Origin of the sequence: Mycolicibacterium vulneris, assembly GCF_002104765.1 — a bacterium.
In the GTDB taxonomy this organism is placed as follows: domain Bacteria; phylum Actinomycetota; class Actinomycetes; order Mycobacteriales; family Mycobacteriaceae; genus Mycobacterium; species Mycobacterium vulneris.
Genome location: NZ_NCXM01000014.1, coordinates 57,007 through 82,559 on the forward strand (window position 1 = coordinate 57,007; position 25,553 = coordinate 82,559).

Genomic DNA, 25,553 nt, shown 5'->3' on the forward strand with positions numbered 1-25,553 from the left:
TGCGACAGGTCTACGAGGTCAGACGCCTCGAAGCCATGGCTTTACAGCCGCTCGGCGACCACGAAGTCGGAGAAGGCGTCCCGGTCTTCGTCCACCTCGGAACTCTGCACCCCGCGGCCCAGGCGGTGCATCTCGTCGATCGAGTTCTGCGCCGTGGCGCGCCAGCCGTTGTCGTTGAGCCAGTCGGCGAGGTTCGCGCGGTGCTCGTCGCGGTACATCAGCTCGCCCACGTCGACGGTCTCCTCCAGGCCGAGCTGGTCGGCCACCTTCTTGAACCGTTCCCGCATCTGCTGGCGCCGCTCCTCGGCATGCATCGGTGCGGTTTCGGCGGAGACGCGGCTGCCCGCCGGGCTCAGCTCGCCGATCTGGGTGAACAGCTTGTCCTGCGCCTCGGCGGGCAGGTACATCAGCAGTCCCTCGGCCAGCCAGGCGGTCGGCTGGGCCGGGTCGAATCCGGCGGCGCGCAGCGCCGCCGGCCAGTCTTCCCGCAGGTCGATCGCCACCTCGCGACGATCGGCGGACGGCTTGGCGCCGCTTTCGGCCAGCGTGGTGGTCTTGTAGTCCAGCACCTGGGGCTGGTCGATCTCGTACACCGTGGTGCCGGCCGGCCAGTCGAGGCGGTACGCCCGCGAGTCCAGTCCCGACGCGAGGATCACCACCTGCCGGATCCCGGTGGCGACGGCGTCGGCGAAGTATGAGTCGAAGAAGTGGGTCCGCACCGCCTGGTAGCCGCGCATGTGCTGCATGCGAGCGGCGGCCTCTTCATCGATGGCTTCGATCTTGGCCACGACCTCCGGGTCGAGCATGGCCTCCCACAAGACGTCGGCACCGGCGTTGTTGACGAGCAGCCGGGCGTAGGGGTCGCGGATCAGCGCGTCGGGCTGCTCGGTCTCGATGGCCCGGGCGGCGGCCACCATGACCGCGGTGGTGCCGACGCTGCTCTTGATGTCCCAGGTGTCGTCGTGTGTGCGCAGTGAACTCATGGCGGTGCTCCTTGGATGGATGCTCGGTCAGGCGGTGGGCTTGCCGAGACGCGCCCGCAGCAGTGTGCTGCGGACCGCCTCGTCGGTCAGGTCGTCGGGTACCGGACGGCCCAGCCGGGCCATCTCGTCACGGTTGCTCATGCTGTGCACGTGCCAGCCGTGGTCGGCCAGCCATGCGGCGGCGTCCGAACGGTCCGGCTCGTGGTACGTCAGCGCCTGGACATTGACGTCCAGTCCGAGCCGGTCGCGCATCCGCAGCCAGCGCTGCGAGTTGCTCCGGGAATTCATGCCGAACATTTCGATCGCGATCTGGCTGTCCGGCGCGCTGAGCGCGGTGACCATCTCGAACAGCCGGTCCTGAGCGTCGCTGGGCAGGTACGGGAGCAGCCCTTCGGCCAGCCAGGCAGTGGGCTGGGTGCGGTCGAATCCGGCGGCGTTCAGGGCCCCGGGCCAATCGTCACGCAGGTCCACCGGGACGGGGTGCCGGATGGCGGACGGCACGGCGCCGTGCTGCTTCAGGATTCCGGTCTTGTATTCCAGTACCTGGGGCTGGTCAATCTCGTAGACCGTGGTGCCGGCCGGCCAGTCCAACCGGTAGGCCCTGGAATCGAGGCCGGCGGCCAGGATCACCACTTGCCGGATCCCCGCGCCGACGGCCTTCGCGAAGTACTCGTCGAAGAAGTGAGTGCGCACGGCCTGGTAGTCGATGCCGCATCGATGCGAGCGCTGTCCGTGCTCGTCACCGTCGAGCCAGGCCAGCCCGGGGTCGGCCAGCCGCGCCCACGCGGGGCCGGCCGACGAGACCAGCAGGCGGGCGAAGTCGTCGCGGATCAGCGGATCGGGCCCGGCGGTTTCCGCTGCGCGCGACGCGGCGACGCCCAGCGCGGTGGCGCCGACGAGTTCGGTGATGGTCCAGCTGTCGCCGGCAGACCGTACGGACGGTGGCAACGAGGCATCCAGGTCAGTCATATCCCAACCATGGTACCGGGATAAGTTAGTTAGCCTATACGCTTTGTGCGCAACTTCACTGCGCCCCGACGCACGCTAACCCTCCGGCCGCCAGAGGGCGCCTTCCAGGACCTGGCGCAGCACCCCGGTCACTGCCAGCATCTCTTTGTAGCTCTTGATGTAGCCGGCGTAGAGACCCACGCCGGAGATCACCACGAGCAGCGTTTCGACCAGTGCCGAGGCATCGGTGTCGGCTTTAAGCTCGCCGCGCTCGATCGCGTCGCTCACGACGCGCATCAAAAAGTCCCGAGCAATCCGGACGGAATCATTTTCGGTCCCGCTCCATTCCGGATGACGCTGCGATTCCAGTACACCGCCAATAATGAATGCCGAACCGGCGGGATTCTCCGAATTCGCTTTCACCGCCGCGTTGATGAACGCCGTCAGCTGCGCCACCAGCGAGGTCTCGCCTTCCGCCTGTTTAATACCAACCCCGATGATAAATTCATTTGTCTCGTCCATAACTTCGCGATAAAGCGCCCGCTTGCTCGAGAAATAATGGTTGATCGCCGGCCGGGTCAGGTCGGCGCGCGCCGCGATGGCCTGGAACGTCGCGCCGTCGTAGCCGCGTTCGCTGAACACCAAACGAGCAGCCTGGATGATCCGCTGCCGTGTCTCGTCGGCCTTTGCGGCAGGCGGACGCCCCGGCCTGCGGTTGCCCCGTGGAAGCATTGCTAAAGTCTGCCACCCCCGTGGTGGGGCATTAGCGCATTTGGCGGAATGCTGCCAAATTTTCCGGCTTGGTAGTCCTCAAGCGCCTCGATCAATTCCGTGCGGGTGTTCATCACGAAAGGCCCGTAGTGGACTACCGGCTCGCGAATCGGTCGCCCGCCCAGAAGCAGCAAATCAATTGCTCCGCGATCGGGTGTCCGGCCCGAATCCGGGACCGGCCGGGCCCCGACGGTGATCCGATCGCCGGGCCCCAAGACCGCTAACTGGCCCCGGTGGATCGGATGAGCGACAGGGCCGACGTACCCGCCGCCCGACAACACATAGACCAGCGCGTTGAAGTCGCGCCGCCACGGAATGTTGAGCTGAGCCCCGTTCTCGATGGTCGCGTGAGCGAGGACGATCGGCGTGTGGGTGACGCCGGGGCCCCGGTGTCCGTCGATCTCGCCGGCGATGATGCGGATCAGCGCTCCGCCGTCATCGGATGCGAGCAACGCGGCGTCGCCACCTTCGATGGATTGATACCGCGGGGATGCGAACTTGTCTTTCTTGGGCAGATTCACCCACAACTGGACGCCGTGGAAGAGCCCGCCGCTGTCGACCAGTTCGGCCGGCGGGGTCTCGATGTGCAGGATGCCCGAGCCCGCCGTCATCCACTGCGTCGCACCGTCGGCGATCAGGCCGCCACCGCCGTGTGAGTCCCGGTGTGCGAACTTCCCGTCGAGCATGTAGGTGACGGTTTCGAAGCCGCGGTGTGGATGCCAGTCGGTGCCCCGGGGCTCCCCCGGTTGGTACTCGACCTCGCCCATCTGGTCCATGTGCACGAAAGGATCCAGCGCGGCCGTGCTGACGCCCGCGAAAGCGCGCACAACCGGGAAACCCTCGCCCTCGTAACCGCGAGGGCCGGTGGTGATCGATCGGACCGGCCGTTCGGTATCGGCGGGGCCGGGGCCACTGACTCGTGGCAACGTCAGCGTGTTAGCCGTGATTGCAGGCATCTGGCCTCCTCGGATAGCAGATGCCCTATACAACCGGACTAGAGTCCACTTATTCCCAGGCCATGACGCTCGGTCCGCGCCTGCGTAGCCCTGCGCTTCACGTACGCCAGGACGCGCGGAAAGCTCCGCCATAACCATTCGATCGACCCCGACCATCACGATGGCCGCGTAGACGATAGTTTGATAAGGCAATACTTGCCGGGATAAACGATCATCGTCTGTGCGGGCTCGTCAGACGGTCGATGTGGCTGGAAATGAACTCGAAACGACCTGGCAATGACCTCGGACGATCATGCGAGGGGGTCGCTGAGAAAGGTGATGGGGGATGGGGCAGAAGAGGTCAGCGGGTAATTCGGTCCGGCAGCGGCTGACGGTGCCTACTGCCGTCGGACAAGTCGCCAGCTGGACCCGGGCGAACCGCTTCGGATTGTTTTGCATGGCGATTGTGGTGGGAATCGGCGCCGGGCTCGGCGCCGCGGCTTTCCGGTATCTGGTCTTCGGCTTCACCTGGCTGGCAACAGGGCACGAAGAATTCGGCCAACAGGGCCGGGTGGCCAGCGACCACCTACCGTGGTTGGGGGCCGGGTTCTACGCCGTCATCCCCGTCATCGGTGGGTTGCTCTACGGGCCGCTGATCAACCGGTTCGCTCGAGAGGCACAGGGCCATGGCGTGCCGGAAGTCATGATCGCGGTCGCCGAGAACGGCGGCCGTATCCGTCCCCAGGTCACGGTTGTGAAGGCGCTGGCCTCGGCGCTGTGCATCGGCTCCGGTGGCTCGGTCGGTCGGGAAGGACCGATCGTGCAAATCGGCGCCGCATTGGCATCGGGCTTCGGTCAATGGGTGCGCATGCCGGAGAACCGGCTGAGGGTGCTGGTGGCCTGCGGTGCCGCCGGCGGCATCTCAGCAACGTTCAACGCCCCGATCACCGGGGTGTTCTTTGCCGTCGAACTAATCCTGCGCGAACTTTCCGTCGAAGCGATTTTCACTATCATGCTTTCGGCGATGGTTGCCGACGTGATCGCTCGCGTGTTCTTCGGCTCCGCCCCCTTCCTCAGCCAGCTGCCGGAGGGTATCGAACTCGATCACATCGCCAATTATTTGCTGGTGGCGCTTCTCGCGGCGATCGCCGGGCTGCTCGGGATCGTCTTCAAGAACCTGCTGTACAAGACGGAGGACGTGTGCGACCGGCTATGGGGCCGGCGACCGGCGTGGGCGCGCCCGGCCGTCGGTGGCATCGTGCTCGGCCTGCTGCTGCTGGCCGTGCCCCAGCTATATGGGGTCGGCTACCCGGTCATGTACGCCGCGTTCGCCGGCCATTACGCCCTGTGGTTTCTGGTGGTCCTCGCCGCCGGCAAGATGCTGGCGTGCAGCCTGACCATCGGGATCGGCGGCTCCGGCGGCGTGTTCGCTCCGTCGTTGTTCGTGGGGGCTACTTCGGGCATGGCCTTCGGGCTCATCGCGCAACACGTCATCGGCACGGCGGTGGGGCATCCGGCGCTCTACGCCATCGTCGGCATGGGCGCAGTATTCGCCTCCGCGGCGCGAGCCCCGCTCACCGCACTGGCCAGCACCGTCGAAATGACCGGTGACTTCACCCTCACCCTGCCGGTCATGTTGGCGGTCGCCGTCGGGACCACCGTGTCGCGCGGGCTTTCCTACGGCACCGTTTACACCACAAAGCTGTTACGCCGGGGCATCGACATCGACCGCGCCACTCCCACGCACATATTCACCGACCTCACGGTCGCCGAGGCCATGCACCCATTCACCGCACCACTCGACCTGACCCACCCGGTGGGTGACGACACACACGACTGGACCGGATTGCTCGGCCCGGTGACCCGGATCCGCGAACCGCAAGCACTATTCGCCAACGACAGCCTCGCCCAAGCGTTGCGTCAGCTCGTCCTTTACGGCCGCGATGGGCTGCCGGTGATCGATACCGACGCACGGCACGTTCAAGGCTGGCTGACCAATCAGAACGTGCTGCAAACGGTCGGCGCCTACGTCACAGATCTCGAACCGGGCGCTTCTCGCGGCCGTCCGGGCGACGAGTGGACCGACCAGGCGGCGGCCCATAACGAACATGATCCGCGGAGTGAACTCGACGGCTACTGCATCGTCGAACACACGCTGTCACCTGATTCGGTCGCAGTCGGGCGCAAGCTCAACGACCTCGAATGGCCTCCGGGCCACCTGCCGGTATCCGTGGTGCACAACCGACGACTCATCGACGCCCAACCTGCCGTGCGGCTCGCTGCCGGCGACCGGATCAACGTCTTGGTGCCCAAGAACGGTTCGCACAGCACCGAGGCGGCGGAGTCCCGTCAGTGAGACAAGTCCGTCAGGATTTGCCACGCGCGCTGCTAGCCGCGTCTTTCTCGGTGCTCTTACCCTTGTGGGCCAGCTCGCCGCCGGCGCTTTCCAGGTGCGCCCGGACGAACCATTGGAACTTCTCCAACTGGCCCGCCTGACCGATCAGAAGGTCCTGGGTCACCTGGTCGAGTTCGTCTGTCTCGTCGATGTATCGGCGGATGTCCTCGATGACGCCGGTGTAGACGAGGTCCAGCGCGGCCAAGTGCGCCTGCACTGTGTCGCGGCCGACCGAGTAGTCGTCCCACGAGCGGTCCTGGATGATGGCGCCGGGCGTTCCTTGCGGCGAAGCACCAAGGGCCGCAATGCGTTCGGCAACGTCGTCGGCGAATCCGCGGACGGCGTCCACCTGCGGGTCGATCATCTCGTGCACGCCGATGAAGTTGGGGCCAACCACGTTCCAGTGAATGTGCTTCAGCGTCAGATGAAGATCGTTGTAGGTGCTCAGTTGCTTCTGCAGCAGCTCGGTGAGCCGCGCTGCCTGCTTGTCGGTCACTCCCGGAATGGTGAACTGAGTCATCGCTTCTTTCCTAGCTTCCTTCCATGAGGATCACACACGGTTACTTGTCTTGTTGGGTACCCGATGGCCAGCCTGAAAAACGCGACGATCAAAGCGAGTGGATTTGCTGCACCGGCAGCCGCGGCCCGCGGCGGGGCTCGTAAGCCAGTCCGCTGGCTTCGAGTAGCCGGACCACGCGTTGGCGGTGGGGCCGCATCGGCTCGAGCAGTTCGAGCATGCCCGCGTCGTCGACGGGCCGGCCCAGCAACGTCCAGCCGATCATTTTGGGAATGTGGTAGTCGCCCACCGACACGGCGTCCGCGTCGCCGAAGGCGCGTTGTGCGGTCTCGGCGGCGGTCCACTCCCCCACCCCAGGCAGCGACATCAATGCCTCACGTGCCTGCACCGCCGGCCTCGACACCAGCCGTTCCAGCGACGGGGCCCGCCGCGCACAGGTCACCACGGTCTGCGCCCGCCGCGGGTCGACGTTGGCGCGGTGAAACTCCCACGACGGGATGTTCCGCCACGCCTGGGCCGGCGGCATGACCCGCATCCCATCCGGTGCGGGGCCCGGTGCCGGCGTCCCGTACTTCGATACCAGCACCCGCCACGCCCGGAACGCGTCGGCTCCGGGCACCCGTTGCTCGATGATCGCCGGGATCAGGGCCTCCAGCACCTGCCCGGTGCGGCCCAGGCGCAGGTGCGGAACCCGTTGGTAGGCGGCGGCAATCGTGGGATGCCGCGGCACGAAGTCCGAGTCGTCGTCCTCGAAACCCAGCATGGCGGGCAGCATTTCGAGGAACTCCTGCGCGCCGCTGCCCCACGCCGCACCGTGCGCGGCATTGGGCCCGACGCGGCTGATCCGGGCCGTGACGGGCCCGCTGGGCAGCAGGCTGGTGCGCCAGATCGAGCCATCGCCGGGAGCCCGGAAGCATGGATCCCCGCGGCCGCGGCGAAGGGGCGCCAACGTGTGCCCGAAGCTGACCGCTCCGGGAAACACGACCGTGCGCGCGGTCTGCACCTGATGACTCCCCGACTGCTCTGATTGACCGTGAACTACGTCCCAAGTCAATATTGCGTTGTGATGACGCCGTTCGATGACCCGCAGGGCGAACTGGCCTGGATGTTCCTGCAGAGCACCAGCGACGGCGGCGATCTCGACGAGGGCTTCGCCCTGCTCAGTGACGACTTCACCTACTGGACGCTCTACACACGCACGCCCTGCGACAAACACGTACTCCGGCGGTCGATCGAGCAACGCAAACACAACCTCGAACTGACCATCGACCTGGTGCGCTGCGTCTACGCGGGAGAGACCGTTGTCGTGGAGGCGCAAGCCTCCGGCACCGCGTCCGACGGTGTCGAATACGACAGCCCGTTCGTGTGCATCTTCGACACCCGCGACGGCCGCATCGTCTCGATGCGCGTGTACAGCGACACCCGCGCGGTGGCGGCCGCGCTTCCCGGGTGGATGCCCTACTGAGCCAAGATGCTGATGTCGGCCTTATTGGGGTAGAACGCGACATGCCCGGCAATCTTTTCCACGGCCGGATACGGCTGCTCGTAGGTCCAGATCACATCGTCGACGGTGTCACCGGCCGAGGTGGTCACGCTGTAGTAGCTGGCGTTTCCCTTGAAGGGGCAGTATGTGCTGGTGTCCGTCCGGGTGAGCCGGTCCTGCACCACGTCGGAGATCGGAATGTATTGCACCGCAGGCAAAGTGGCTTCGCGTAATTCCAGCGCGGCCGTGGTTTCGGCAACGAGCTCGCCGTTGATGCGTACTTGCACCCGCCCCTCGGTCGGCTCGATGGTGATCGGGTGCCCGGCGCTGGGCTCTTTGATTTCCGGGTGGGCCATGGTTCCTCCTTAGACGCCTTACGGTTGTGCAACGCGCGTCCGCGGTCAAGGCTTCCCGTCCGGCGGACCGAATGCGTAGCGGTGGTACTGCGACATGTTCGCCACCGCGCGAACCTGCGACATGACCCTGCCCAAGGCTCGGGATGAGCGGGGCAACTGCGCGAAGGTGTACGACTCGAACCATCGTTCCCACGCCAGCAGCCGCACCCCCGGCACGGCTTCGATGATGTCGTCGGGCCCGTTGATCGCCCAGTGCAGCGTGGACCCGGACCGTCGCACCACGGTGTTCAGCGATTGCGACTTGATCCCGAGCCAATTGAACGCGTCGAACTGCAGCTCGCCCGAACCGAACCGGTGCTGCACGACCGTGCGCCGACCGGGTGGTCACCGACGGCGCCCGCCGCGGGGTGATGGTCGTCTTCTTCCAGTCGTAGTCGATGCGCCCGACGATCTCCTTCGCATACCGATCGCCCAGGATCGGTCTCGGGAAATCGGCGTCCAGCGCCTTCGCGTAGAACGTCGCCAGCATGGTCTGGGGCGCCCCGCGGAGATCGACTGGCACTCGCGCGGTGGTCACACCGCGAGGCTAGTCCCACACCGAGCACCCGCGCCGCGTCCTGAACAGCGGACGGCGTGGTGTTCAGCCTGGAGTTGTGCTCCTGCCTTTGGCATCTCGCATCGCGGCCCAGAACCGGGCCGCCTCGCGGATGGATTCCTCGACCGGGCGCGGCTGCCAGCCCAATTCGTGGACGGCCTTGCTGTGGTCGACGGGCGCTTCGGCCCGCATCATGCGCACCGACGCGAGGCTGAGTTCAGCGTCCTTGCCGGTGAGGCGCGCCCGCAGGTTGCCCAGCGCGCCCATCGCATACAGCACCGGGACGGAGATCGAGCGCCGCGGCGCCGGCACACCGGCCTCGTCGGCCGCGATCCGGACCACCTCTTTCAACGCGATCATCCGCTCGGAGATCAGGTACCGCTCGCCGATGCGCCCGTGTTCGGCGGCCAGGATCATCGCCCGGGCGGCGTCGGTGACACCGACGACTTCGAGTTGGATGCCCTCCATCGTGAACGGCAGCTTGCCGAAGACCGCGCCGGCGATGAATGCGCCGTGCGGGGTACGGCCCCAGTCGCCGCTGCCGTACGTCGTCGACACGCACATCGCCACCGCGGGCAGGCCGGCCTCGGCCACGTAGCGCATCACCAGGTTCTCGGCCTGGACCCGGGACTGGACGTAGTCCGACAACCCACGGGTGCCGACGATGTCCTCTTCGGTCGCGACGTGTCCGTGGCGCCGGCCCACGGTCGCGTAGGTGCTGGTGAAGATGAACCGGCGCAGGTCGGGTTGCGCGACGGCCACGTCGAGAACGTTGCGCAGCCCTTCGACGTTGGTGCGAAACAGCGGCGCGGTATCGCGCAGCCAGGCGCGGGTGTCCACCACGCAGTAGTAGACGTCGTCGACACCGTCCATCGCCTCTTGCACCGTGGCCTTGTCGAACACGTCACCGTGAAAGCGGGTGAGCTCGAGGTCGTCGATCGAGCGGGTGTTCGCGCCCTCGCGGACCATGGCCCGCACCTGGTGGCCGCCCGCAACAAGTTGACGGGTCACATGCGAACCCAGAAAACCGTTGGCGCCGATAACCAGTTTGGGTGTGGTGCTCACTGGGCGCCTCCGTACTGCTCCATGAAACGTGCGGCGTCCTCATCGAGCGTGCCGAGTTCCTGCGCCTTACGGCACCACTTCAACGTGGCCTGCACGAAGCGCAGCGGGTTGTAGATGTCTTCCTGCTGGCGCCACAGGCCGTCGCCGGCGTAGGTGATGATCGAGATGTTCGTCGCGCTGATGACGGTGCCGTCGCCGGGATCGCGCATCGGGTTGTCGAGTTCCATGATGATGCGCCCGGTGGGCTCATCGATCACCGACCACAGCGACGGGAACGCGACCATGTGGCTGCCGGGAAAGCTGCCCATCGTCTTGCTGATCCACTCGCGGACCTCGTCGCGGCCGTGCATGGTGCCGGCTGCGTGCTCGATGTACACGACGTCGGGTGTGTAGTGCTGGACCCACGCGTCCCAGTCCTGCGATTGCGCGGCCGCATCGACGGTCGCTTCGAATTTCTCGAAGGCGGCGGCCAGTTCGCTACGCGAGAACTCTGGCGTGCTCATGATTTCGCGGCCCCGTTGCAGCTCATCGGCGGAGTGTAACCTGGCGTCATTGTTGCCGGTGAGGAGGACGAAACGATGACCAACCAGAAAGCGATTCTCGCCGGCGGTTGCTTTTGGGGGATGCAGGAACTGATCCGCAAGCAGCCGGGCGTGGTTTCGACCCGGGTCGGTTACACCGGCGGCGACGTCCCCAATGCGACATACCGCAACCACGGTACCCACGCCGAGGCGATCGAGATCGTCTATGACCCGGCGGTCACCGACTACCGCACGATGCTGGAGTTCTTCTTCCAGATCCACGATCCGACAACGAAAGACCGGCAGGGCAACGACCGGGGACCCAGTTACCGGTCGGCCATCTTCTATCTCGACGACGAGCAGAAGCGGATCGCGCTAAACACGATCGCCGACGTCGAGGCGTCCGGCCTGTGGCCCGGCAAGGTGGTGACCGAGGTCAGCCCGGCCGGCGAGTTCTGGGAAGCCGAGCCCGAACACCAGGACTACCTGCAGCACTATCCCAACGGTTACACCTGTCACTTCATCCGCCCGGGCTGGAAACTGCCGCGCCGGGCGGCTGCGGGCCATTAGCGACGCCGGGTTCCTCACCGACACTGTGCGGCGCCACCGTTAACGGCCCGAAACGATGTCGCTGACAACATCGACATCGCGATCCGGCAGGCGGAAGACCTAACCCATCGGATGCAGTGCGCACCAGCGCGGGTGCGTTTTTCATGTGCGTGAAAAGTCCGCTCGCTAAGGGAACTTGGGCTCATGTCGTCTTCACCCACCGCCTGGGATGTCACCTACGATCTGCTGCGCTCCTTGGGATTGACGACGGTGTTCGGCAATCCGGGACCGACCGAGCAGACATTGACACACTGCGCATTTCGTTGCAGGGGCGACGCGTTGCCGGAGCAGGAACGAGAGGCGCTGCTCGACACGCTTGAGGCGTGGTTCGACCATGGGGGTTCGGCCGAGCGTGCCGCACGGGCCCTGTACGTTCACCCCAACACGGTGCGCCAACGGCTGCGCGAGGTCGAGCAGCGGACGGGACGTCTGGTCACCGAACCGCGCGTCGCGGCGGAACTGTGTATCGCGCTGGAAACCACCCGCCGCGCGGCAAAACCGGAACCCTAGCGCCGAGTTCAGCGCCGGCGCACCACGATCCGGCCGCCGTCCTTCGGGGTGAAGGCCACCCCGCGGCAGTGCCACCGCTCGCCGGGCACGTCCGTCGTCTCGATCGTCAAGCGACCCAACACCGTCCGAAGCACGACGTCCATCTCCATGTTGGCGAACGCCGCCCCTACACAGCGACGGGTCCCGCCGCCGAACGGAATCCACGACAGCGCAGACGGTTTCGTGTCGATGAAACGTTGCGGGTCGAACCGCCCGGGATCAGGGAACACGTCGGGGTTGTCGTGTATCTGCGCGATGCCGACGATGATCGAATAGCCGCGTGGGATCACCCATTCGCCGAGCCGGAAGGTTTCGGGGTAGACGTGGCGACCGGCGAAATCGATGACAGTCCTGGCCCGTTGGACCTCCAGGATCGTCGCCTGGCGCAGCTCGTTTCCGCCGTTGTCGGCCTCCTCGACAAGCGCGTTGAGTAGGTCAGGGTGCCGGCTGATGCGTTCGAATGCCCATGCCAGCGTGGATGCGGTGGTTTCGTGCCCGGCGGCCAGCAGGGCCAGGAGCTCGTCGCCAATCTCCCTGTGTGACATGGCCGCACCGTCGTCGTAGGTGCTGCGCAGCAGCAGCGCGAGCACGTCGGTCCGCTCGCTGAAGTCCGGGTCGGCCCGCTCCGCGGCGATCAGCTTCTCGATGACGTTGTCGTATTGGCGCCGCCACTTGTCCAGCCGGCCCCACGGGCCGAACCGGGGATAGCGCTTCGGCTTCGGCAGCGCCGCAAGGCGTGAGCCCAGGGTGACCCACGGCGGGATGAGCCGGCGCAGCTCGTCGAGCTCGGCGCCTTCCGCGCCGAAAACCGCGCGCAGGATTGCGTTGAGCGTGATTCGCATCATCGGCGGCAACGTCGCGAATGACCTGTCCTCCGGCCAGCCCGCCATCTCGCGCAGTGTCTCTTCTTCGATGATGCTCTCGTAGTTCTTCATGCTCTTGCCGTGAAATGGCGGCGCCAGCAGCCGTCGCCGGCGGCGATGGGCGTCACCCTCGAGTCCGAATACCGAGCCGGAGCCGAACAGCCTGCTCAAATTGGGCTGGATGTTGCCGAGTTCGTCTGGGCTGGTGGTGAAGATCTGCTTGGCCAGCTGTGGGTCACTGACCATAATGACGGGCCCCCACATCGGCAGGCACAGCGTGAAGACGCTGCCGTAACGGCGTGACAGTCGTCGCATCATCATTCGTCGCGACATGGCAAAGCCCATGCCCTGCAACAGCTTCGGGGCTCGGGCCACAGGAGGCAAGTGGACCTCGGTCGAGGGGGCGGCGACTTGCTGGCTCATGACGACGGCTTCTCCCAACATCTGCCCCGGGACCGGGGTGGTACGGCGATGTACCGCAGCATCTTCCGAGTACGGTACTCTGAAGTACCAAGCCTGACAAGGTGCCGCACACACCGAAAGGGGCGCCCGCGTGACACCAGCGGTGACAGCGCCCGCCGCCGACGCGGCCGCGGGCGATACTCCCGCCGAGCCGGATCCTTTTCGGCAACGGCTGCTCGACGGCCTCGCCACCTCGATCACCGAGCGCGGCTACCGCGCCAGCACGGTCGCCGACGTCGTCCGCTCCGCGCGCACGTCCAAGCGGACCTTCTACGACCACTTCGCCGGCAAGGAAGAGTGCTTTCTCGAATTGCTGGCCGTCGACATCGAGAAACTGGGCGCCAAGATCGAGACCTCGGTCGATCCCGAGGCCGATTGGCACGTGCAGATCCGCCAGGCCGTCGAGGCCTATGTCGGATACATCGAGGCCCGGCCGGCCATCACGTTGAGCTGGATCCGCGAACTGCCCTCGCTGGGTGCGGCCGCTCGCCCGGTCCAGCGCCGCGGGCTGCAGTTGCTGACCAGCCTGCTGATCGACCTCAGTGCCAGTCCCGGGTTCCGGCGCGCCGAGCTACCCCCGTTGACGGCACCGTTGGCCGTGATCCTGCTGGGCGGCCTGCGGGAGCTGACCGCACTTGCGGTCGAAGACGGTAAACCGGTCCGAGAAATCGTGGAACCGGCCGTGGATGCATCCGTAGCCCTGCTCGGCCCGCGCCGTTAGGTCCGCACGTCCACGTAAGTGAAAGCCTCACAAGCCATTCCGGCCCTGGCCCGGTGGGGTTAGGCTCACCGCAGACCCACCCGTTCCGACTTGGAGGATCCTGCGATGCGGCTCTCGACGCGAAACCAGCTCAGGGGGACCATCACCGAGGTCGAACTCGGCGCCGTGATGGCCGTGGTGAAGGTGACGCTCGACGGCGGCGATCAGGTCGTCACGTCGTCGGTCACCAAGGATGCCGCGATCGACCTCGGCCTCAAGGTCGGGCAGACTGCGACCGTGTTGATCAAATCGACCGAGGTCACCATCGGCGTCGACTAGGGCCGGCACCGAAAAGCACTGACCTGGTTCATGTTTCGGCGAGAAAAGCGCGGACCCGGTCCAAGACCAGATCGGGACGCTGGTCGACGATCCAATGGCCGACGCCGTCGACCAGCTCGACCTCGAAATCATCGATGTGGTCGGCATATCCGTCGGTGAGGTCCGCCGTGATCACCGGATCTTTCGTTCCTGTCAGCCAGCGCACCGGGACGTCGACGCGAGCATCGTTGTACTGGCCACGCATCCATTTGCGCATCTCTTTGGTTTGGAAGCTTCGGTACCACCGCGAACCCGCCTCCGCGTGGCCGGGCTGTTGCATGCACTCGATGTACATGCGGGTGTCGGCCTCGGGCAGGGTGTAACCACCACCGACCCATGACCCGAGCATTCGGACGAACCGGGAGTCGGGATCGCTGATCACCCTCGGGCCGATGACCGGCAGCGAAATCGGGATCTGGTACCAGAACCGCCAGATATTGCGCAGCGTCGACAGGCTCGGCTTCACCCACGGCGCAACGGTATTTACGCCGAAGAACCCGGTCACCCGCTCCGGATGGCGCAGCATCATGATGAACGCGACCGGTCCGCCCCAGTCGTGGGCCACCAGCTTGACCGTCGCGACGCCCAAGCGGTCCAGCACCCCGGCCAGATCGTCGGCCATCTCGTCCTTGGTGTAGCTGGTCCGTGGCGCCGAACTCCAGCCTGAGCCGCGCAGGTCCGGACACAGCACCCGGTAGCCGTCAGCGGCCAGCGGCCCGATCAGCTCGTGCCATTCCCACCAGTTCTGCGGGAAGCCGTGCACCAACATCACCGCGGGCCCGCTCGCCGGCCCGGCGTCCGCGACGTGGATCGTCACGCCGTTTCCGAGATCGACGTACCTGTGTTCCACACCGTCCAGCGCGGGCATAGTGACCATGGATTCAGAACGTAGCGGCTCGGAAAGGCTTAGGCCAGAAACCGCTCGACATACGGTGCGAAGCGCTCGCGCAGGTTGCCCTCGTCCAGCCCGAACATCTCGTAGGACGTCTCGACATTGCCCAGTCGCCCGCGCCGGTGGCCCGCGAGGTAGTCGCCGACGGCCGTGCGCGCCTCATCGGTGAACGGTTCGCCCGCCAGTGCGTATACCCGCTCGGCGACGCCGAGCTCGTCCGCCATGAAGTCGTCGAACCGGACGTCGATCGAGCGGTCCGGACCGATGGTGTCGCGGTCGCGGATCAGCGCGGTGAGCATCTGGTCGAGGCGGTCGATCCACGAGTTGGCGATCTGCTCCACCGGCACCGGCGAGCGGTGCATGCGGGCGGAGTAGGTGATCATTGCGATTATCGACAGCGCCACCGGCACCGGGTCGCGGTGGGTGAACACGACGATGCTGTCGGGGAACACCCGATTCAGGACGGGCACCTGCTCGAGATGCTGAGGCGATTTGAGCAGCCAGCGCCGTCCGCCGCGCAGGAACTGCATCGCCCGGAGCTGAGTGGCCAGGTATTGGTAATGCGGCGTCTGATCGTGAGCCTGGTAGTAGTCACGCCAGCGGGGCACGTCGGCGAGCGTCTCCAGCAGCATCGTGGACACATCGTTGGCCAGCAGCTGGATCTCTTCGTGGACATGGTCGGTGGTCATCTCGTGCATGAGCGGGAAATGCGGCATCACCATGTTGATCACGCCGACCGCGACATCCATCCGGGTTCGCCGCGGATCCGGTTGCACGCCAACTTCATTCGGCGTCGGGAACGGCTCGTTGCTTTCCCAGTACGGCATGGTGCGGAACGTCGGCGGCGCGGCAAGCAGGTTGTGCAGGTGCGTGGTGCCGGTGCGGGGCAGGCCGGCGATGACCACCGGCGAGCGCAGTTCGATCCCGTTGATCTCGGGATGGCGGTTCAGCAGGTCGGTCAACAGCAGGCGGTTCTTGAGGATCTGCAGCAGTTGCCCATAAAAGTTGACCACTCCGGCGTCGTGCAACCCGTCGATCTCGCGCAACGCGGCGAGGTAGACGTCGAGTCGCTCGCGGTAGTCATCGGGACCGAAATCGTCCAGGCCGGTGTCGACCCTGGCCTGGGCGTGCAACGCGCCGGCATCCAATGGGCAATGCGGGGCCATCGTGGCCATCATGTCGAGAATCTGCTGACCCTCGGCACTGAATTGGGGCTGGGCAAGGTCGTCGAGGCGAACGTTCACGGCGACTTATGTTACTCTGGGTTTCGTAATGGTAGTAGATTTTGGTCGACCTCGTGATCCGCGTATCGACGGTGCGGTGCTCAGCGCCACCGTCGAGCTTCTCGCCGAGACGGGCTACGCCTCGCTGTTGGTCTCCGCAATCGCCGAGCGCGCCGGCACCAGCAAGCCCGCCATCTACCGGCGCTGGCCGAGCAAGGCGCACCTCGTCCACGAGGCGGTGTTCCCGATCGGCGCCGCGACGGAGCTTCCGGATACCGGGTCGCTGCCCGAGGATCTACACGAAATGGTCAGTCGCTCAATGGCTTTCCTGAGCACACCGCCCGCCCGGGCGGCGCTGCCTGGACTGGTCGCCGAGATGGCGGCGGACCCGACCCTGCACTCGGCGCTGCTGGAGCGGTTCGCCGACGTCATCGGTGGCGGGCTCACCGAACTCCTGCAGCGGGCCGCGGCCCGCGGCGAGGTCCGCTCCGGCGTGACCGCCTCCGAGCTCACCGAGGCCATCGCCGGCATCACGCTGATGGGCCTGCTCACCCGCCCCGACGAGCTCGACGACACCTGGGTCGACCGCACCACCGCATTGCTCCTGAAAGGAATCAGCGCATGACGCACCGATCGACCGAGGCGTGGCTGGACCTGCTGAAAACCCTTGGCGAGCTGGGCCATTCATTCCTCGAGGGTGACCGTGCGGTCACCGACGACCGACACGTCGCCGACGGCTACCGCATGCTGGCCGCCACCCTGGGCGTGGCCCTGGACACCTACCTGTTTCCCGAGCCGGGCCGGCCGCAGTTCGTCGCGGTGAACACCCCGTTTCGCCGGGACCGCCGGTGGGGTGGCGACAACACCGATGCCTACTACTTCATCTGCCCGATCGATCCTGCGCGCCGGTACCGAATCAGCGGGAACAAGGGCGACAGCGTGTACTTCTCGGTGACGGCCTACAACGAGCCCTCGCCCGGCGCGTGGTCGGACCGGGTCGTGTCGATAGTCCGGGACACCGATCTCGACATCGACGCCGACGGCAACTTCAGCTTCGAGTTCCCCGCCACGCCGGACGCGGCGGTGCTGATGACCCGTGACTATCAGGCCGACCCCCTGACCGGCCGCCCGGTGACCTGGCACATCGAGGCACTCGACGAGCCCGACCCGGTCCGGCACGGTGACGCCGAGACCGCGGCGAGCCTGCGCGCGGCCGCCAGGTGGTTGCGGACCATGTTCGCCATCGTGCCGCTGGCGGTTGGGAACCGGGTGGACGAGCAGCATGCTCTGGGTCACGAAACCGCCCATGCCGCCAACGCTTTCGCCGAACCCTATCAGGTGCCCGACGCCAACTTCGGCTGGTCGGCGCGCGACGCCTGCTACTCCTACGGCAGCTTCGTGCTCGACGAGGACGAGGCGCTGGTGATCACGCACCGGCCGCCGTCGTGCAGGTTCTGGAACCTGGTGGTCTGGAACCAGTTCATGGCGACGGTCGGCCCGGAGGACGCCCGGTGCTCCCTCAACGGCCACAGCGCCGCCCTCAACAGCGACGGCTCCGTCACGGTCGTATTGTCCGCCGGCAAGACGGCACACCCGAATTCGCTTACCACGCTGGGCTATCCGCGCGGCAACCTGGCATTTCGGTGGTTCCTTGCCGATGGCGTGCCGCAGCGGCCCGAGGTGCGACTCGTCAAGGCGGCCGACGCTCTTACCGACGTGAGTTAGGTCTGGCGGACCAGTTCGATCGCCCGGCCCAGCGTCTCCAGCTTGGCCTCCAGCGTCGCGCCCGCGGGATACAGCCGCACGGTGTTCACGCCGGCGTCGCGCCACACCGCCAGGCGCGCGGAGACCATCTCCTCGGTCCCGATGAGCGTTGTGGCCAACACCATCTCATCGGTCACCAGGCCCGCCGCCCCGTCGCGGTCGCCGCGCTGCCAGCGCTCGCGCACCGCGGCGGCAACGTCGGCCCAGCCCTGCCGGCTGTAGGCCCGGTTGTAAAAATTCGTGCTCGACGATCCCATGCCGCCGAGGCTGAAGGCCAGCTCTTTTTTACGACCCTCGACCATGCCCCGCAGCTCGTCTTCGTCTGCGGCAAAGGCGACTTCGGCACCCTGACAGATGTCGATGTCGGCGCGGGTACGGTTCGCGGCGGCCAGCCCGTCGTCGAGGTGCGAGAAGTAGGCATCGCCGGAGCCCTCGGGGACGAAGCTGGTGCCCAGCCAGCCGTCGGCAACCCGTCCGGTCAACCGCAGCATCGCCGGTGACAGGGCGGCCAGGTACACCGGAATGGGGTGCTCGGGACGGTTCGACAAGCGCATGGGCACCGCCTCGCCGCCGGGCCGAGGAATCTTGAATTCCGCACCGGCATAAGCGATTTTCCTGCCCGTAAACGCCTGCCGCACAACGTCGATCGTCTCGGAGACGCGCGCCAGCGGTCGGCTGAACGAGGCGCCGTGCAGGCCCTCGATCACCTGCGGGCCAGAGGCACCCAACCCGAGCAGGAATCGCCCGTTCGACAGGTTGCAGAGCGTGATCGCGGTCTGGGCGACCATCACCGGCGAGCGGGTGCCGACCTGCAGGACACCGGAACCCAGCAGCATCCGCTCGGTGCGGGCTGCCAGATAGCCCAGTGCCGACGGCGCATCCGCGCCCCACGCCTCGGCCACCCAGCACATATCGAGACCCAGCTTCTCCGCCTCGACGGCCAACGCCACGACCTCAGCGGCCTCGCTCCCGGTACCGGAGAGCTCGACCGTCGTGGCGGTCCGCATCAATGCACTCCGTGTTCGGCCAGCCGTTTGATCGCCGCCAGGGTCTTTCCGATCGCGCCCTCGAATTCGCGCAGCCGCACGAACACGATCTTCTGTTCCTTATCGGGCATCGCCTCGAGGGCCACCGACAGGCCCGAGCGCCCCGGCCCCATTTGCATCCAGTAGTTCAGCAGGGTGCCGCCGTCGCGGGGGGTCAGCCGGAATCGCCACATAGCCGCGGGATCGTCGGGTTCGCCAACGGCCCAGGTGAATTCGTGCGGCTGATCGCAGACGACGATCTGCGAGGTGCTGCTCCACTGCCCGAATGCGTCGTGCTCGTTGTGTCCGACGAAGCGCGCGCCGACCCGGGGGCCGTCCGATCCCTCCGCCCATTCCACGGCCTTCAACTCGCTGCTGAACGCGGGCATCAGCGCGATATCGGAGACCAGGCTCCAGACCCGGGCCGGGTCGGCGTCGATCCACGTCGAAGCTTCCACTGTCGGGGTATCCGCATAGCGCGCGCCGGTCCATTCCACGGACCTCATTGTCCCCCTGTCCCGGCGCGAGGCAATGCCCCGGCCGCGTGGATTTACGCGGCGACCGGCTCGGGCTCGGGCGACCTCTCAGCGCCGGCCTTCTGCACCCAGGTGTCCGGGAAGGTCAGCCGGACGATCTTGCGGACGACGGTGCCGAACTGGCGCAGCAGCGGACCGCGGTTGTACGGGATGCCGTAGCGTTCGCAGATCTCCTGTACCTCGGCCGCGACGTCGGAGTACCGGCGGGCCGGCATGTCCGGGAACAGGTGGTGCTCGATCTGGTGCGACAGGTTGCCGGAGAGCAGGTGAAAGAGCTTGCCGCCGGTGAGGTTTGCCGAGCCGAGCACCTGGCGGAAGTACCACATGCCGCGCGACTCGTCCTTGGTCTCCTCGACGGTGAATTCCTGTGTGCCGTCTGGAAAGTGGCCGCAGAAGATGATCATGTACGACCACACGTTGCGCATCAGGTTGGCGGTGAGGTTGCCGGTGAAGACAAACGGCGCGACGGGCCCCGCCAGCAGCGGGAAGGCGACGTAGTCCTTGAGGGTCTGGCGGCGGGTCTTCTTCCAGATGGCCCGAAGGACTTCGCGTTTGTCCTCGAGCCGGATCTCACCGGAGCGGATGCGCTCGGTTTCCAGCTCGTGCAATGCGACCCCGTACTGGAACAACACCATCAGCAGGAAGGCGTAGATCGGGTTGCCGAGGAAGTATGGCTGCCAGCGCTGGTCCTCGCTCATCCGCAGAATTCCGTAGCCGATGTCGCGGTCCATCCCCACGATGTTGGTGTGGGTGTGGTGCATGTAGTTGTGCGAGTGCCGCCATTGATCGGCCGGGCACGCGGTGTCCCACTCGAAGGTGCGCCCGGAGATGGCCGGGTCGCGCATCCAGTCGTACTGGCCGTGCATGATGTTGTGGCCGATCTCCATGTTGTCCAGGATCTTCGACAGGCCCAGCATCGTGGTGCCGGCCAGCCAAGCCGGTGGCAGGAACCCGGCGAACAACAGCGCCCGGCCACCGACTTCCAGCGCACGCTGCGTCTTGATGACGCGGCGGATGTAGTCGGCGTCCTTCTCGCCGAGTTCTGCCATAACGCGTTCCTTGATGGCGTCGAGTTCCCGGCCGAATGCGTCGGCCTGTTCGGGTGTCAGGGTGATCTTGTCGTTCGGCATTGCTTGTCCTCCAAGTCTTTTCTGAGCTGTGCCGGCTTATCGCTACAGCGACAGGTCCACGTCACCGACCGGAACGGACACGCAGATCTGCACGTCCTCATCGGGAGCGGTCGAGACCGCACCGGTGACCAGGTTGCGCACGGTGCCGGCGGTTTTGCGCCGCGTGCAGGTGTGGCAGATGCCCATCCGGCATCCGTTCTCGGGCGTCAGGCCCGCCGACTCAGCCTGCTCCAGCAGCGACCGCCCGTCATCGACGATGTCAACTCCGCTGTCGGCGAACGTGACTCGTCCGCCCGACGGTTTAGCCGGCGCATCGAAGACCGGCGGCACGAAGCTCTCGGTGTACACGTTGTCGCAATACGACTGGACCGCCTCCACCAGAGGCGTTGGACCGCAGACGAATACCGCATCGGGGGACGGCATCGCGGCGGCCAGGTGCTCCGGGCCGAACCGCCCGGTGAGGTCGCCGTCGTCGGATCGGGTATAGCCGTGCAGCACCCGCACCGGGGCCATCGCGGCCAGCTCGTGGCGGTAGCACGCCTCGGCGGGCGTGCGGGCGTAGTGGATGAATGCGATCTCGCCCGGATGGCCCTGGGCGACCAGGGTTCGCGCCATCGACAGCACGGGGGTGATACCGCTACCCCCGGAAATGAAGAGGATGCGCTGCGGGCTTTGCGATCCGCGCGCCGGCAACGTGAAGTCGCCGCCGGTGCCGGTCAGACCGACCACCATGCCGCGGTGGGCGTGTTCGTATAGATAGTTCGAGACCAGGCCGCCCTCGTGTCGGCCGATGGTCAACTCGAGGCCGGCCGTCCCTTCGGCATTGGCGGGCGAATAGCAGCGGGTGTGCCGGCGGCCGTCGATCTCGACGGTGAGGTTGACGTACTGGCCGGCCTTCAGGCTGTGGGCGGACAGGAAGGCGTCGTTGGGGATCAGGGCCAGGGTGACACTGCGCGGAGTGCTCCGGCGCACGTCGGTCACTTTGGCGCGGGCTTCGCCCAGCGTCCAGGTCGGCGCCACCAGCTCGGTGTAGCGGTCGACGCCGTGTGGACCGGTCAACAGGTCTAGGAGCTCCGAACCCAACACGCGTTGCCGAAGGGTCCGCGCTAGGACTCGGCCAGAAGCTTGAGCGGATTGAGTGAACATATGTACACTGTGCGACCGCAACACCCGTGCAGTCAAGGGTTTACTGCCTGGCTGTGGTAGGGTTCACACAGTGAACAGCCGTACTCCTAGCTCACGCGGGCGCGGCTCTGGCCGCGAACGCTCGCGCGATAACCAATCGCGTGAGGAGCGCAAGGAGGCGACCCGCCGGGCCATCATCGCGGCAGCGCTCAAGCTGTTGCAGGACCGCAGCTTCTCCAGCCTGAGCCTGCGCGAGGTGACCCGCGAGGTCGGGATCGTTCCGGCGGCGTTCTACCGGCATTTCGAATCGATGGAGGCCCTCGGCCTGGTCTTGATCGACGAGTCGTTCCGGAGCCTGCGTGACACCCTGCGTGATGCCCGTGCCGGCAAGCTCGACCCGAACCGGGTGATCGAGTCGTCCGTCGAGATCCTGGTCGCCAGCGTCGCCGACAGGCGCGAACACTGGCGGCTCATCGGTCGCGAGCGCAACAGCGGCTTGTCGGTGCTGCGGTACGCCATTCGCACCGAGATCCGGCTGATCACCTCCGAGCTTGCTACCGACCTGGCGCGATTCCCCGGGCTGAACAAGTGGACCACCGAGGACCTCAACGTGTTGGCGACCCTGTTCGTCAACGCCATGATCGTGATCGCGGAGGCCATCGAGGATTCGCAGAGCGTCGAGGCGACCGAAGACATCCGCCGGCTCGCCGTCAAGCAGCTGAGGATGATCGCGACCGGCATCGCCGGCTGGCGAAGCACACCCTGAGTGGTTGGGCTGCAGTAAACAGCCGCGCACTGACTTACTCGTCGACGACGTCGTACAGCGAGTCGCCGTCCTCGGGGGTGCCGTCGATCTGGCCGCGATGGGCGCGGCGGGGTTTGTCGTCGACCGGCTCGATGGCATCGGGGACGTCTGGCTCCTCGGCAGCCAACCGGGCGTCGAGGGACTCGCCCTCGCGCTCCTCCCTGGCCGTCACGCCGAACTTGTTGGCCTCGCTCCAGTCCTCAGGGGGGTCGACGACGATGTCGCCGTCGTCGTTGCGCAGCTCGTCCGAGTCGGTACCTTCGCTCGCGTTCAGGGTGTCACCCGGGCCGCCATCTTCGGGGAAGTCCGCCGGATCCACCAGCTCGTCCGCCTGGCGGTTATCGCTCATGCCAAAACGGTTGCCCGCGCCATCGGGGGGTTAAACCCGGACAGGGCGTCATTCCGGCTATCCGCTAACGCGGCGGGCGCCACATGGCCCACAGGGTCGGACCACCGTCCGGCAGGGCGATCTCGCGGGTGACCGTGAAGCCGAATCGCTCATAGTAGGGCACGTTTTCGGGCTTGCTAGACTCCAGATAGGCCGGGCAGTACTCGGCGTCGCAGCGGTCCAGTCGCGACCTCATCAACGCCTGACCGAAACCCTTGCCACGGACGTCCGGATCGCTGCCGATAACGGCCAGATACCAGTGCGGTTCGGCAGGATGCACGCTCTTCATCAAGTCCTGGATCGCGCGTCCACGCATCGAGCGCAGGCCGAACACCCGGATGAAGGCCGGTGTCATCGCCAGCTGCGCGCGCGACGTCTCCTGCCACTGCTCGGGCGGATCCCACAACGCCGCAGCGCCGATACCCGCGTCCGCACAGCCCACCTCCGCGCCCCCGCGGGACAGGTGGTGGTGGCGCGTCATCGTCGCGAACAGGCGGGTCAGGTGCGCGGTCCGCTTGTCCTGATCGGGAATCAACCAGATCATCACCGGATCGTCGTAGAACGCGCGCGCCAGCGTTCGCGACAGCGCGCGGACATCGCCTTTGACTGCCGGCCGGACCTGCGGGGTCATCCGCAACACGCTAGTGCGTGTGAGGCCCGGTGGGACGGGTATGCCCATCCGGTGACGAGCATCTCGCGGCGAGCGTTCGGGCGGATGGCAGCCGGTGCGGGCATGCTCGGGTCCATCGGGGTGGCCGACGGATGCGCGAAACCGGCCGGCGACCATGGCAAGTCCAGCGGTCCGCCACCGGCGGGCAAGGGCGTGGGATTTGTGCTCTCCCACGAGCAGTTCCGCACCGATCAGCTCGTCGCACAGGCTCAGGCGGCCGAGCGGGCGGGCTTTCACTACGTGTGGGCCAGCGACCACATCCAGCCGTGGCAGGACGACGAAGGCCATGCGATGTTTCCCTGGCTGACGCTGGCGCTAGTGGGCAGCGGCACCAGCCACATCTCGTTCGGCACCGGGGTCACGTGTCCGACCTACCGGTATCACCCCGCCACGGTCGCCCAGGCGTTCGCTTCCCTGGCGATACTCAATCCCGGCAGGGTGTTTCTGGGGGTGGGCACCGGCGAGCGCCTCAATGAAGAGGCCACCACCAACACCTACGGCAACTACACCGAGCGCCACGACCGGCTGGCCGAAGCGATCGACCTGATCCGCCAACTGTGGAGTGGCGCGCGAATCTCGTTCTCCGGCCGCTATTTTCAGACGAACTCGCTGAAGCTGTACGACGTTCCGCCCACGCCGCCACCGATCTTCGTGGCCGCCGCCGGCCCGAAGAGCGTGAAGCTCGCCGGACAGCGCGGGGATGGCTGGATCACCCAGGCCCGCGATGTCACGAACCCAAAACTGTTGGCGGCCTTCGCCGCCGGTGCACAAGCCGCGGGCCGTGACGCTGGCACGCTGGGCAAGCGCGCCGAACTGTTCGCGGTCGTCGGCGACAACGCCGAGGCCACTCGGGCCGCCACGCTGTGGCGTTTCACGGCCGGAGCGGTCGATCAGCCTAATCCCGTCGAGATCCAGCGCGCGGCCGAGGCCAACCCCATCGACAAGGTGCTGGCCGGCTGGACAGTCGGTACCGACTCGGCCCCGCACATCGCGGCCGTGCAACGGGTGCTGGACGCGGGCGCGGTCCCGTTCCTGCACTTTCCCCAGGACGACCCTGCCGTGGCCGTCGAGTTCTACCGCGCCAACGTCTTGCCGGAGTTGCACTGAACGCCGCGTGGGTTACGCACCGTGGGCAGATCATGCACAATCGGGGTCCTATGGATGTTTCAGACCCGGGCTCCCGCCACGAACTGGCCGTGCGGATGGCCGAGCTCGCCCGCGGGATCGCCGCGCCGCGCCGTCTCGAGCAGGTGCTGGCCGAGGTTACCGAGATGGCGGTGGAGGTGATACCGGGCGCCGACGTCGCGGGCGTGCTGTTGGTGAAAAAGGGCGGCGAGTTCGAATCGCTGGGCGACACCAACGGCCTGGCCGCGCAGCTCGACAAGCTGCAGCACGACTTCGGTGAGGGGCCCTGCGCCGAGGCCGCCCTGCAGGAGACGATCGTGCGCAGCGATGACCTGCGCACAGAGCCGCGCTGGCCCAAGTACGCGCCCGCGGCGGTGGAGCTCGGTGTGCTCAGCAGCATGTCGTTCAAGCTGTACACCGCGGACCGCACCGCCGGCGCACTGAACCTGTTCGGCTATCAAGCCAACGTGTGGAACACCGAAGCCGAGACCATCGGATCGGTGTTCGCCGCGCACGCCGCCGCGGCGATATTGGCGGGAAGCCACGCGGAACAACTGTATTCGGCGGTGTCGACGCGAGACCGGATCGGTCAGGCCAAGGGCATCATCATGGAACGCTTCGGCGTAGACGATGTGCGGGCCTTCGACTTGCTCCGGATGCTCTCGCAGGAGAACCAGATGAAACTGGTCGACATCGCCGAACGGATCATCGACACCCGCGGCGAGCACGAATAGGTCCTT

Annotated in this window: 29 protein-coding genes and 1 pseudogene; 11 read left to right on the top strand and 19 right to left on the bottom strand. The window is 66.5% G+C overall.

Going from position 1 to position 25,553, the window contains the following annotated elements:
- Positions 1 to 41: 41 nt before the first annotated feature.
- The 4 genes from B8W69_RS15105 to B8W69_RS15120 form a co-directional block, all read right to left on the bottom strand.
- Positions 42 to 983, bottom strand: coding sequence for a class I SAM-dependent methyltransferase (locus B8W69_RS15105; RefSeq protein WP_085290592.1), 942 nt, complete (start codon positions 981 to 983; stop codon positions 42 to 44).
- Positions 984 to 1,010: 27 nt separating this feature from the next.
- On the bottom strand, positions 1,011 to 1,952 hold the full coding sequence (locus B8W69_RS15110) for a class I SAM-dependent methyltransferase (protein ID WP_085290593.1): 942 nt from the start codon (positions 1,950 to 1,952) through the stop codon (positions 1,011 to 1,013).
- A 75-nt stretch (positions 1,953 to 2,027) separates the two neighbouring features.
- Positions 2,028 to 2,663 carry a TetR/AcrR family transcriptional regulator gene (locus B8W69_RS15115; RefSeq protein ID WP_085290594.1) on the bottom strand — a complete coding sequence of 212 codons (636 nt, stop codon included), beginning with the start codon at positions 2,661 to 2,663 and terminating at the stop codon, positions 2,028 to 2,030.
- A gap of 2 nt (positions 2,664 to 2,665) precedes the next feature.
- On the bottom strand, positions 2,666 to 3,658 hold the full coding sequence (locus tag B8W69_RS15120; protein ID WP_085290595.1) for a pirin family protein: 993 nt from the start codon (positions 3,656 to 3,658) through the stop codon (positions 2,666 to 2,668).
- 436 nt (positions 3,659 to 4,094) lie between these two features.
- Between B8W69_RS15120 and B8W69_RS15125 the strand changes: the two genes are divergently transcribed.
- Positions 4,095 to 5,993 (top strand): chloride channel protein, encoded by a 1,899-nt coding sequence (locus tag B8W69_RS15125; RefSeq protein ID WP_245843254.1) that lies wholly within the window; start codon positions 4,095 to 4,097, stop codon positions 5,991 to 5,993.
- 10 nt (positions 5,994 to 6,003) lie between these two features.
- Here B8W69_RS15125 and B8W69_RS15130 read toward each other — a convergent pair whose 3' ends face one another.
- Positions 6,004 to 6,552, bottom strand: a complete 549-nt coding sequence (locus B8W69_RS15130; RefSeq protein WP_085290597.1) for a Dps family protein — start codon at positions 6,550 to 6,552, stop codon at positions 6,004 to 6,006.
- Positions 6,553 to 6,640: 88 nt separating this feature from the next.
- Complete coding sequence (locus B8W69_RS15135; protein ID WP_085290598.1) at positions 6,641 to 7,552, bottom strand: DNA-3-methyladenine glycosylase family protein; 912 nt, start codon at positions 7,550 to 7,552, stop codon at positions 6,641 to 6,643.
- 60 nt (positions 7,553 to 7,612) lie between these two features.
- Between B8W69_RS15135 and B8W69_RS15140 the strand changes: the two genes are divergently transcribed.
- On the top strand, positions 7,613 to 8,014 hold the full coding sequence (locus B8W69_RS15140; RefSeq protein ID WP_085290599.1) for a nuclear transport factor 2 family protein: 402 nt from the start codon (positions 7,613 to 7,615) through the stop codon (positions 8,012 to 8,014).
- Here B8W69_RS15140 and B8W69_RS15145 read toward each other — a convergent pair.
- The 4 genes and pseudogenes from B8W69_RS15145 to B8W69_RS15160 form a co-directional block, all read right to left on the bottom strand.
- Positions 8,008 to 8,388, bottom strand: coding sequence for a DUF427 domain-containing protein (locus B8W69_RS15145; RefSeq protein ID WP_085290600.1), 381 nt, complete (start codon positions 8,386 to 8,388; stop codon positions 8,008 to 8,010). The genes B8W69_RS15140 and B8W69_RS15145 overlap by 7 nt on opposite strands.
- Before the next feature lie 45 nt (positions 8,389 to 8,433).
- Positions 8,434 to 8,950: pseudogene (locus B8W69_RS15150) on the bottom strand (hypothetical protein).
- A 78-nt stretch (positions 8,951 to 9,028) separates the two neighbouring features.
- Positions 9,029 to 10,048, bottom strand: a complete 1,020-nt coding sequence (locus B8W69_RS15155; protein ID WP_085290601.1) for an NAD-dependent epimerase/dehydratase family protein — start codon at positions 10,046 to 10,048, stop codon at positions 9,029 to 9,031.
- The gene (locus tag B8W69_RS15160; protein ID WP_085290602.1) at positions 10,045 to 10,551 is read right to left on the bottom strand and encodes a nuclear transport factor 2 family protein; all 507 of its coding nucleotides are present in this window, start codon (positions 10,549 to 10,551) and stop codon (positions 10,045 to 10,047) included. Before B8W69_RS15160 ends, B8W69_RS15155 begins: the two co-directional genes overlap by 4 nt.
- 75 nt (positions 10,552 to 10,626) lie before the next feature.
- Here B8W69_RS15160 and msrA point away from each other — a divergent pair, with 75 nt between their 5' ends.
- Both msrA and B8W69_RS32250 read left to right on the top strand, forming a co-directional pair.
- Positions 10,627 to 11,139 carry a peptide-methionine (S)-S-oxide reductase MsrA gene (gene msrA, locus B8W69_RS15165; RefSeq protein ID WP_085290603.1) on the top strand — a complete coding sequence of 171 codons (513 nt, stop codon included), beginning with the start codon at positions 10,627 to 10,629 and terminating at the stop codon, positions 11,137 to 11,139.
- A 318-nt stretch (positions 11,140 to 11,457) separates the two neighbouring features.
- Entirely contained in the window at positions 11,458 to 11,688 is a 231-nt protein-coding gene (locus B8W69_RS32250; RefSeq protein ID WP_439330617.1) for a helix-turn-helix domain-containing protein, read from the top strand.
- Positions 11,689 to 11,696: 8 nt separating this feature from the next.
- Here the strand turns inward: B8W69_RS32250 and B8W69_RS15175 are convergent, their stop codons facing one another.
- Complete coding sequence (locus B8W69_RS15175) at positions 11,697 to 13,013, bottom strand: cytochrome P450 (protein ID WP_085290681.1); 1,317 nt, start codon at positions 13,011 to 13,013, stop codon at positions 11,697 to 11,699.
- Between the two features lie 142 nt (positions 13,014 to 13,155).
- Here B8W69_RS15175 and B8W69_RS15180 point away from each other — a divergent pair, with 142 nt between their 5' ends.
- Positions 13,156 to 13,773 carry a TetR/AcrR family transcriptional regulator gene (locus tag B8W69_RS15180; RefSeq protein ID WP_085290605.1) on the top strand — a complete coding sequence of 206 codons (618 nt, stop codon included), beginning with the start codon at positions 13,156 to 13,158 and terminating at the stop codon, positions 13,771 to 13,773.
- Between the two features lie 105 nt (positions 13,774 to 13,878).
- Positions 13,879 to 14,091, top strand: a complete 213-nt coding sequence (locus B8W69_RS15185) for a TOBE domain-containing protein (RefSeq protein WP_085290606.1) — start codon at positions 13,879 to 13,881, stop codon at positions 14,089 to 14,091.
- A 28-nt stretch (positions 14,092 to 14,119) separates the two neighbouring features.
- On the opposite strand, the gene B8W69_RS15190 is transcribed toward B8W69_RS15185, so the two are convergent.
- Both B8W69_RS15190 and B8W69_RS15195 read right to left on the bottom strand, forming a co-directional pair.
- Positions 14,120 to 15,007: an alpha/beta fold hydrolase gene (locus tag B8W69_RS15190; RefSeq protein ID WP_085290607.1), complete on the bottom strand. Its 888-nt coding sequence runs from the start codon at positions 15,005 to 15,007 to the stop codon at positions 14,120 to 14,122.
- Between the two features lie 29 nt (positions 15,008 to 15,036).
- Positions 15,037 to 16,266 carry a sulfotransferase family protein gene (locus tag B8W69_RS15195; RefSeq protein ID WP_085290608.1) on the bottom strand — a complete coding sequence of 410 codons (1,230 nt, stop codon included), beginning with the start codon at positions 16,264 to 16,266 and terminating at the stop codon, positions 15,037 to 15,039.
- Positions 16,267 to 16,294: 28 nt separating this feature from the next.
- Here B8W69_RS15195 and B8W69_RS15200 point away from each other — a divergent pair, with 28 nt between their 5' ends.
- Together B8W69_RS15200 and B8W69_RS15205 are read left to right on the top strand one after the other, a co-directional pair.
- Entirely contained in the window at positions 16,295 to 16,870 is a 576-nt protein-coding gene (locus B8W69_RS15200) for a TetR/AcrR family transcriptional regulator (RefSeq protein WP_085290609.1), read from the top strand.
- Positions 16,867 to 17,970, top strand: coding sequence for a DUF1214 domain-containing protein (locus B8W69_RS15205; RefSeq protein ID WP_085290610.1), 1,104 nt, complete (start codon positions 16,867 to 16,869; stop codon positions 17,968 to 17,970). The genes B8W69_RS15200 and B8W69_RS15205 overlap by 4 nt, the downstream gene beginning before the upstream one ends.
- Here B8W69_RS15205 and B8W69_RS15210 read toward each other — a convergent pair.
- The 4 genes from B8W69_RS15210 to B8W69_RS15225 are packed head-to-tail and all read right to left on the bottom strand — an operon-like array spanning position 17,967 to position 21,846.
- The gene (locus B8W69_RS15210; protein WP_085290611.1) at positions 17,967 to 19,016 is read right to left on the bottom strand and encodes an LLM class flavin-dependent oxidoreductase; all 1,050 of its coding nucleotides are present in this window, start codon (positions 19,014 to 19,016) and stop codon (positions 17,967 to 17,969) included. The genes B8W69_RS15205 and B8W69_RS15210 overlap by 4 nt on opposite strands.
- Positions 19,016 to 19,540, bottom strand: a complete 525-nt coding sequence (locus B8W69_RS15215; protein WP_181447409.1) for an SRPBCC family protein — start codon at positions 19,538 to 19,540, stop codon at positions 19,016 to 19,018. The genes B8W69_RS15210 and B8W69_RS15215 overlap by 1 nt, the downstream gene beginning before the upstream one ends.
- Before the next feature lie 44 nt (positions 19,541 to 19,584).
- A complete protein-coding gene (locus B8W69_RS15220) occupies positions 19,585 to 20,700 on the bottom strand; it encodes a fatty acid desaturase family protein (protein WP_085290613.1) in 1,116 nt (371 codons plus the stop codon).
- Positions 20,701 to 20,742: 42 nt separating this feature from the next.
- Complete coding sequence (locus B8W69_RS15225) at positions 20,743 to 21,846, bottom strand: ferredoxin reductase (RefSeq protein ID WP_085290614.1); 1,104 nt, start codon at positions 21,844 to 21,846, stop codon at positions 20,743 to 20,745.
- Between the two features lie 70 nt (positions 21,847 to 21,916).
- On the opposite strand from B8W69_RS15225, the gene B8W69_RS15230 reads away from it, so the two are divergent.
- Positions 21,917 to 22,591, top strand: a complete 675-nt coding sequence (locus tag B8W69_RS15230; protein WP_085290615.1) for a TetR family transcriptional regulator — start codon at positions 21,917 to 21,919, stop codon at positions 22,589 to 22,591.
- 34 nt (positions 22,592 to 22,625) lie between these two features.
- On the opposite strand, the gene B8W69_RS15235 is transcribed toward B8W69_RS15230, so the two are convergent.
- Positions 22,626 to 22,979 (bottom strand): hypothetical protein, encoded by a 354-nt coding sequence (locus B8W69_RS15235; RefSeq protein WP_085290616.1) that lies wholly within the window; start codon positions 22,977 to 22,979, stop codon positions 22,626 to 22,628.
- 64 nt (positions 22,980 to 23,043) lie between these two features.
- Positions 23,044 to 23,649: a GNAT family N-acetyltransferase gene (locus B8W69_RS15240; protein WP_085290617.1), complete on the bottom strand. Its 606-nt coding sequence runs from the start codon at positions 23,647 to 23,649 to the stop codon at positions 23,044 to 23,046.
- A 51-nt stretch (positions 23,650 to 23,700) separates the two neighbouring features.
- Here B8W69_RS15240 and B8W69_RS15245 point away from each other — a divergent pair, with 51 nt between their 5' ends.
- The gene (locus B8W69_RS15245; RefSeq protein WP_085290618.1) at positions 23,701 to 24,795 is read left to right on the top strand and encodes a F420-dependent hydroxymycolic acid dehydrogenase; all 1,095 of its coding nucleotides are present in this window, start codon (positions 23,701 to 23,703) and stop codon (positions 24,793 to 24,795) included.
- A 50-nt stretch (positions 24,796 to 24,845) separates the two neighbouring features.
- Positions 24,846 to 25,547 (top strand): GAF and ANTAR domain-containing protein, encoded by a 702-nt coding sequence (locus B8W69_RS15250; RefSeq protein ID WP_085290619.1) that lies wholly within the window; start codon positions 24,846 to 24,848, stop codon positions 25,545 to 25,547.
- Positions 25,548 to 25,553 lie beyond the last annotated feature (6 nt).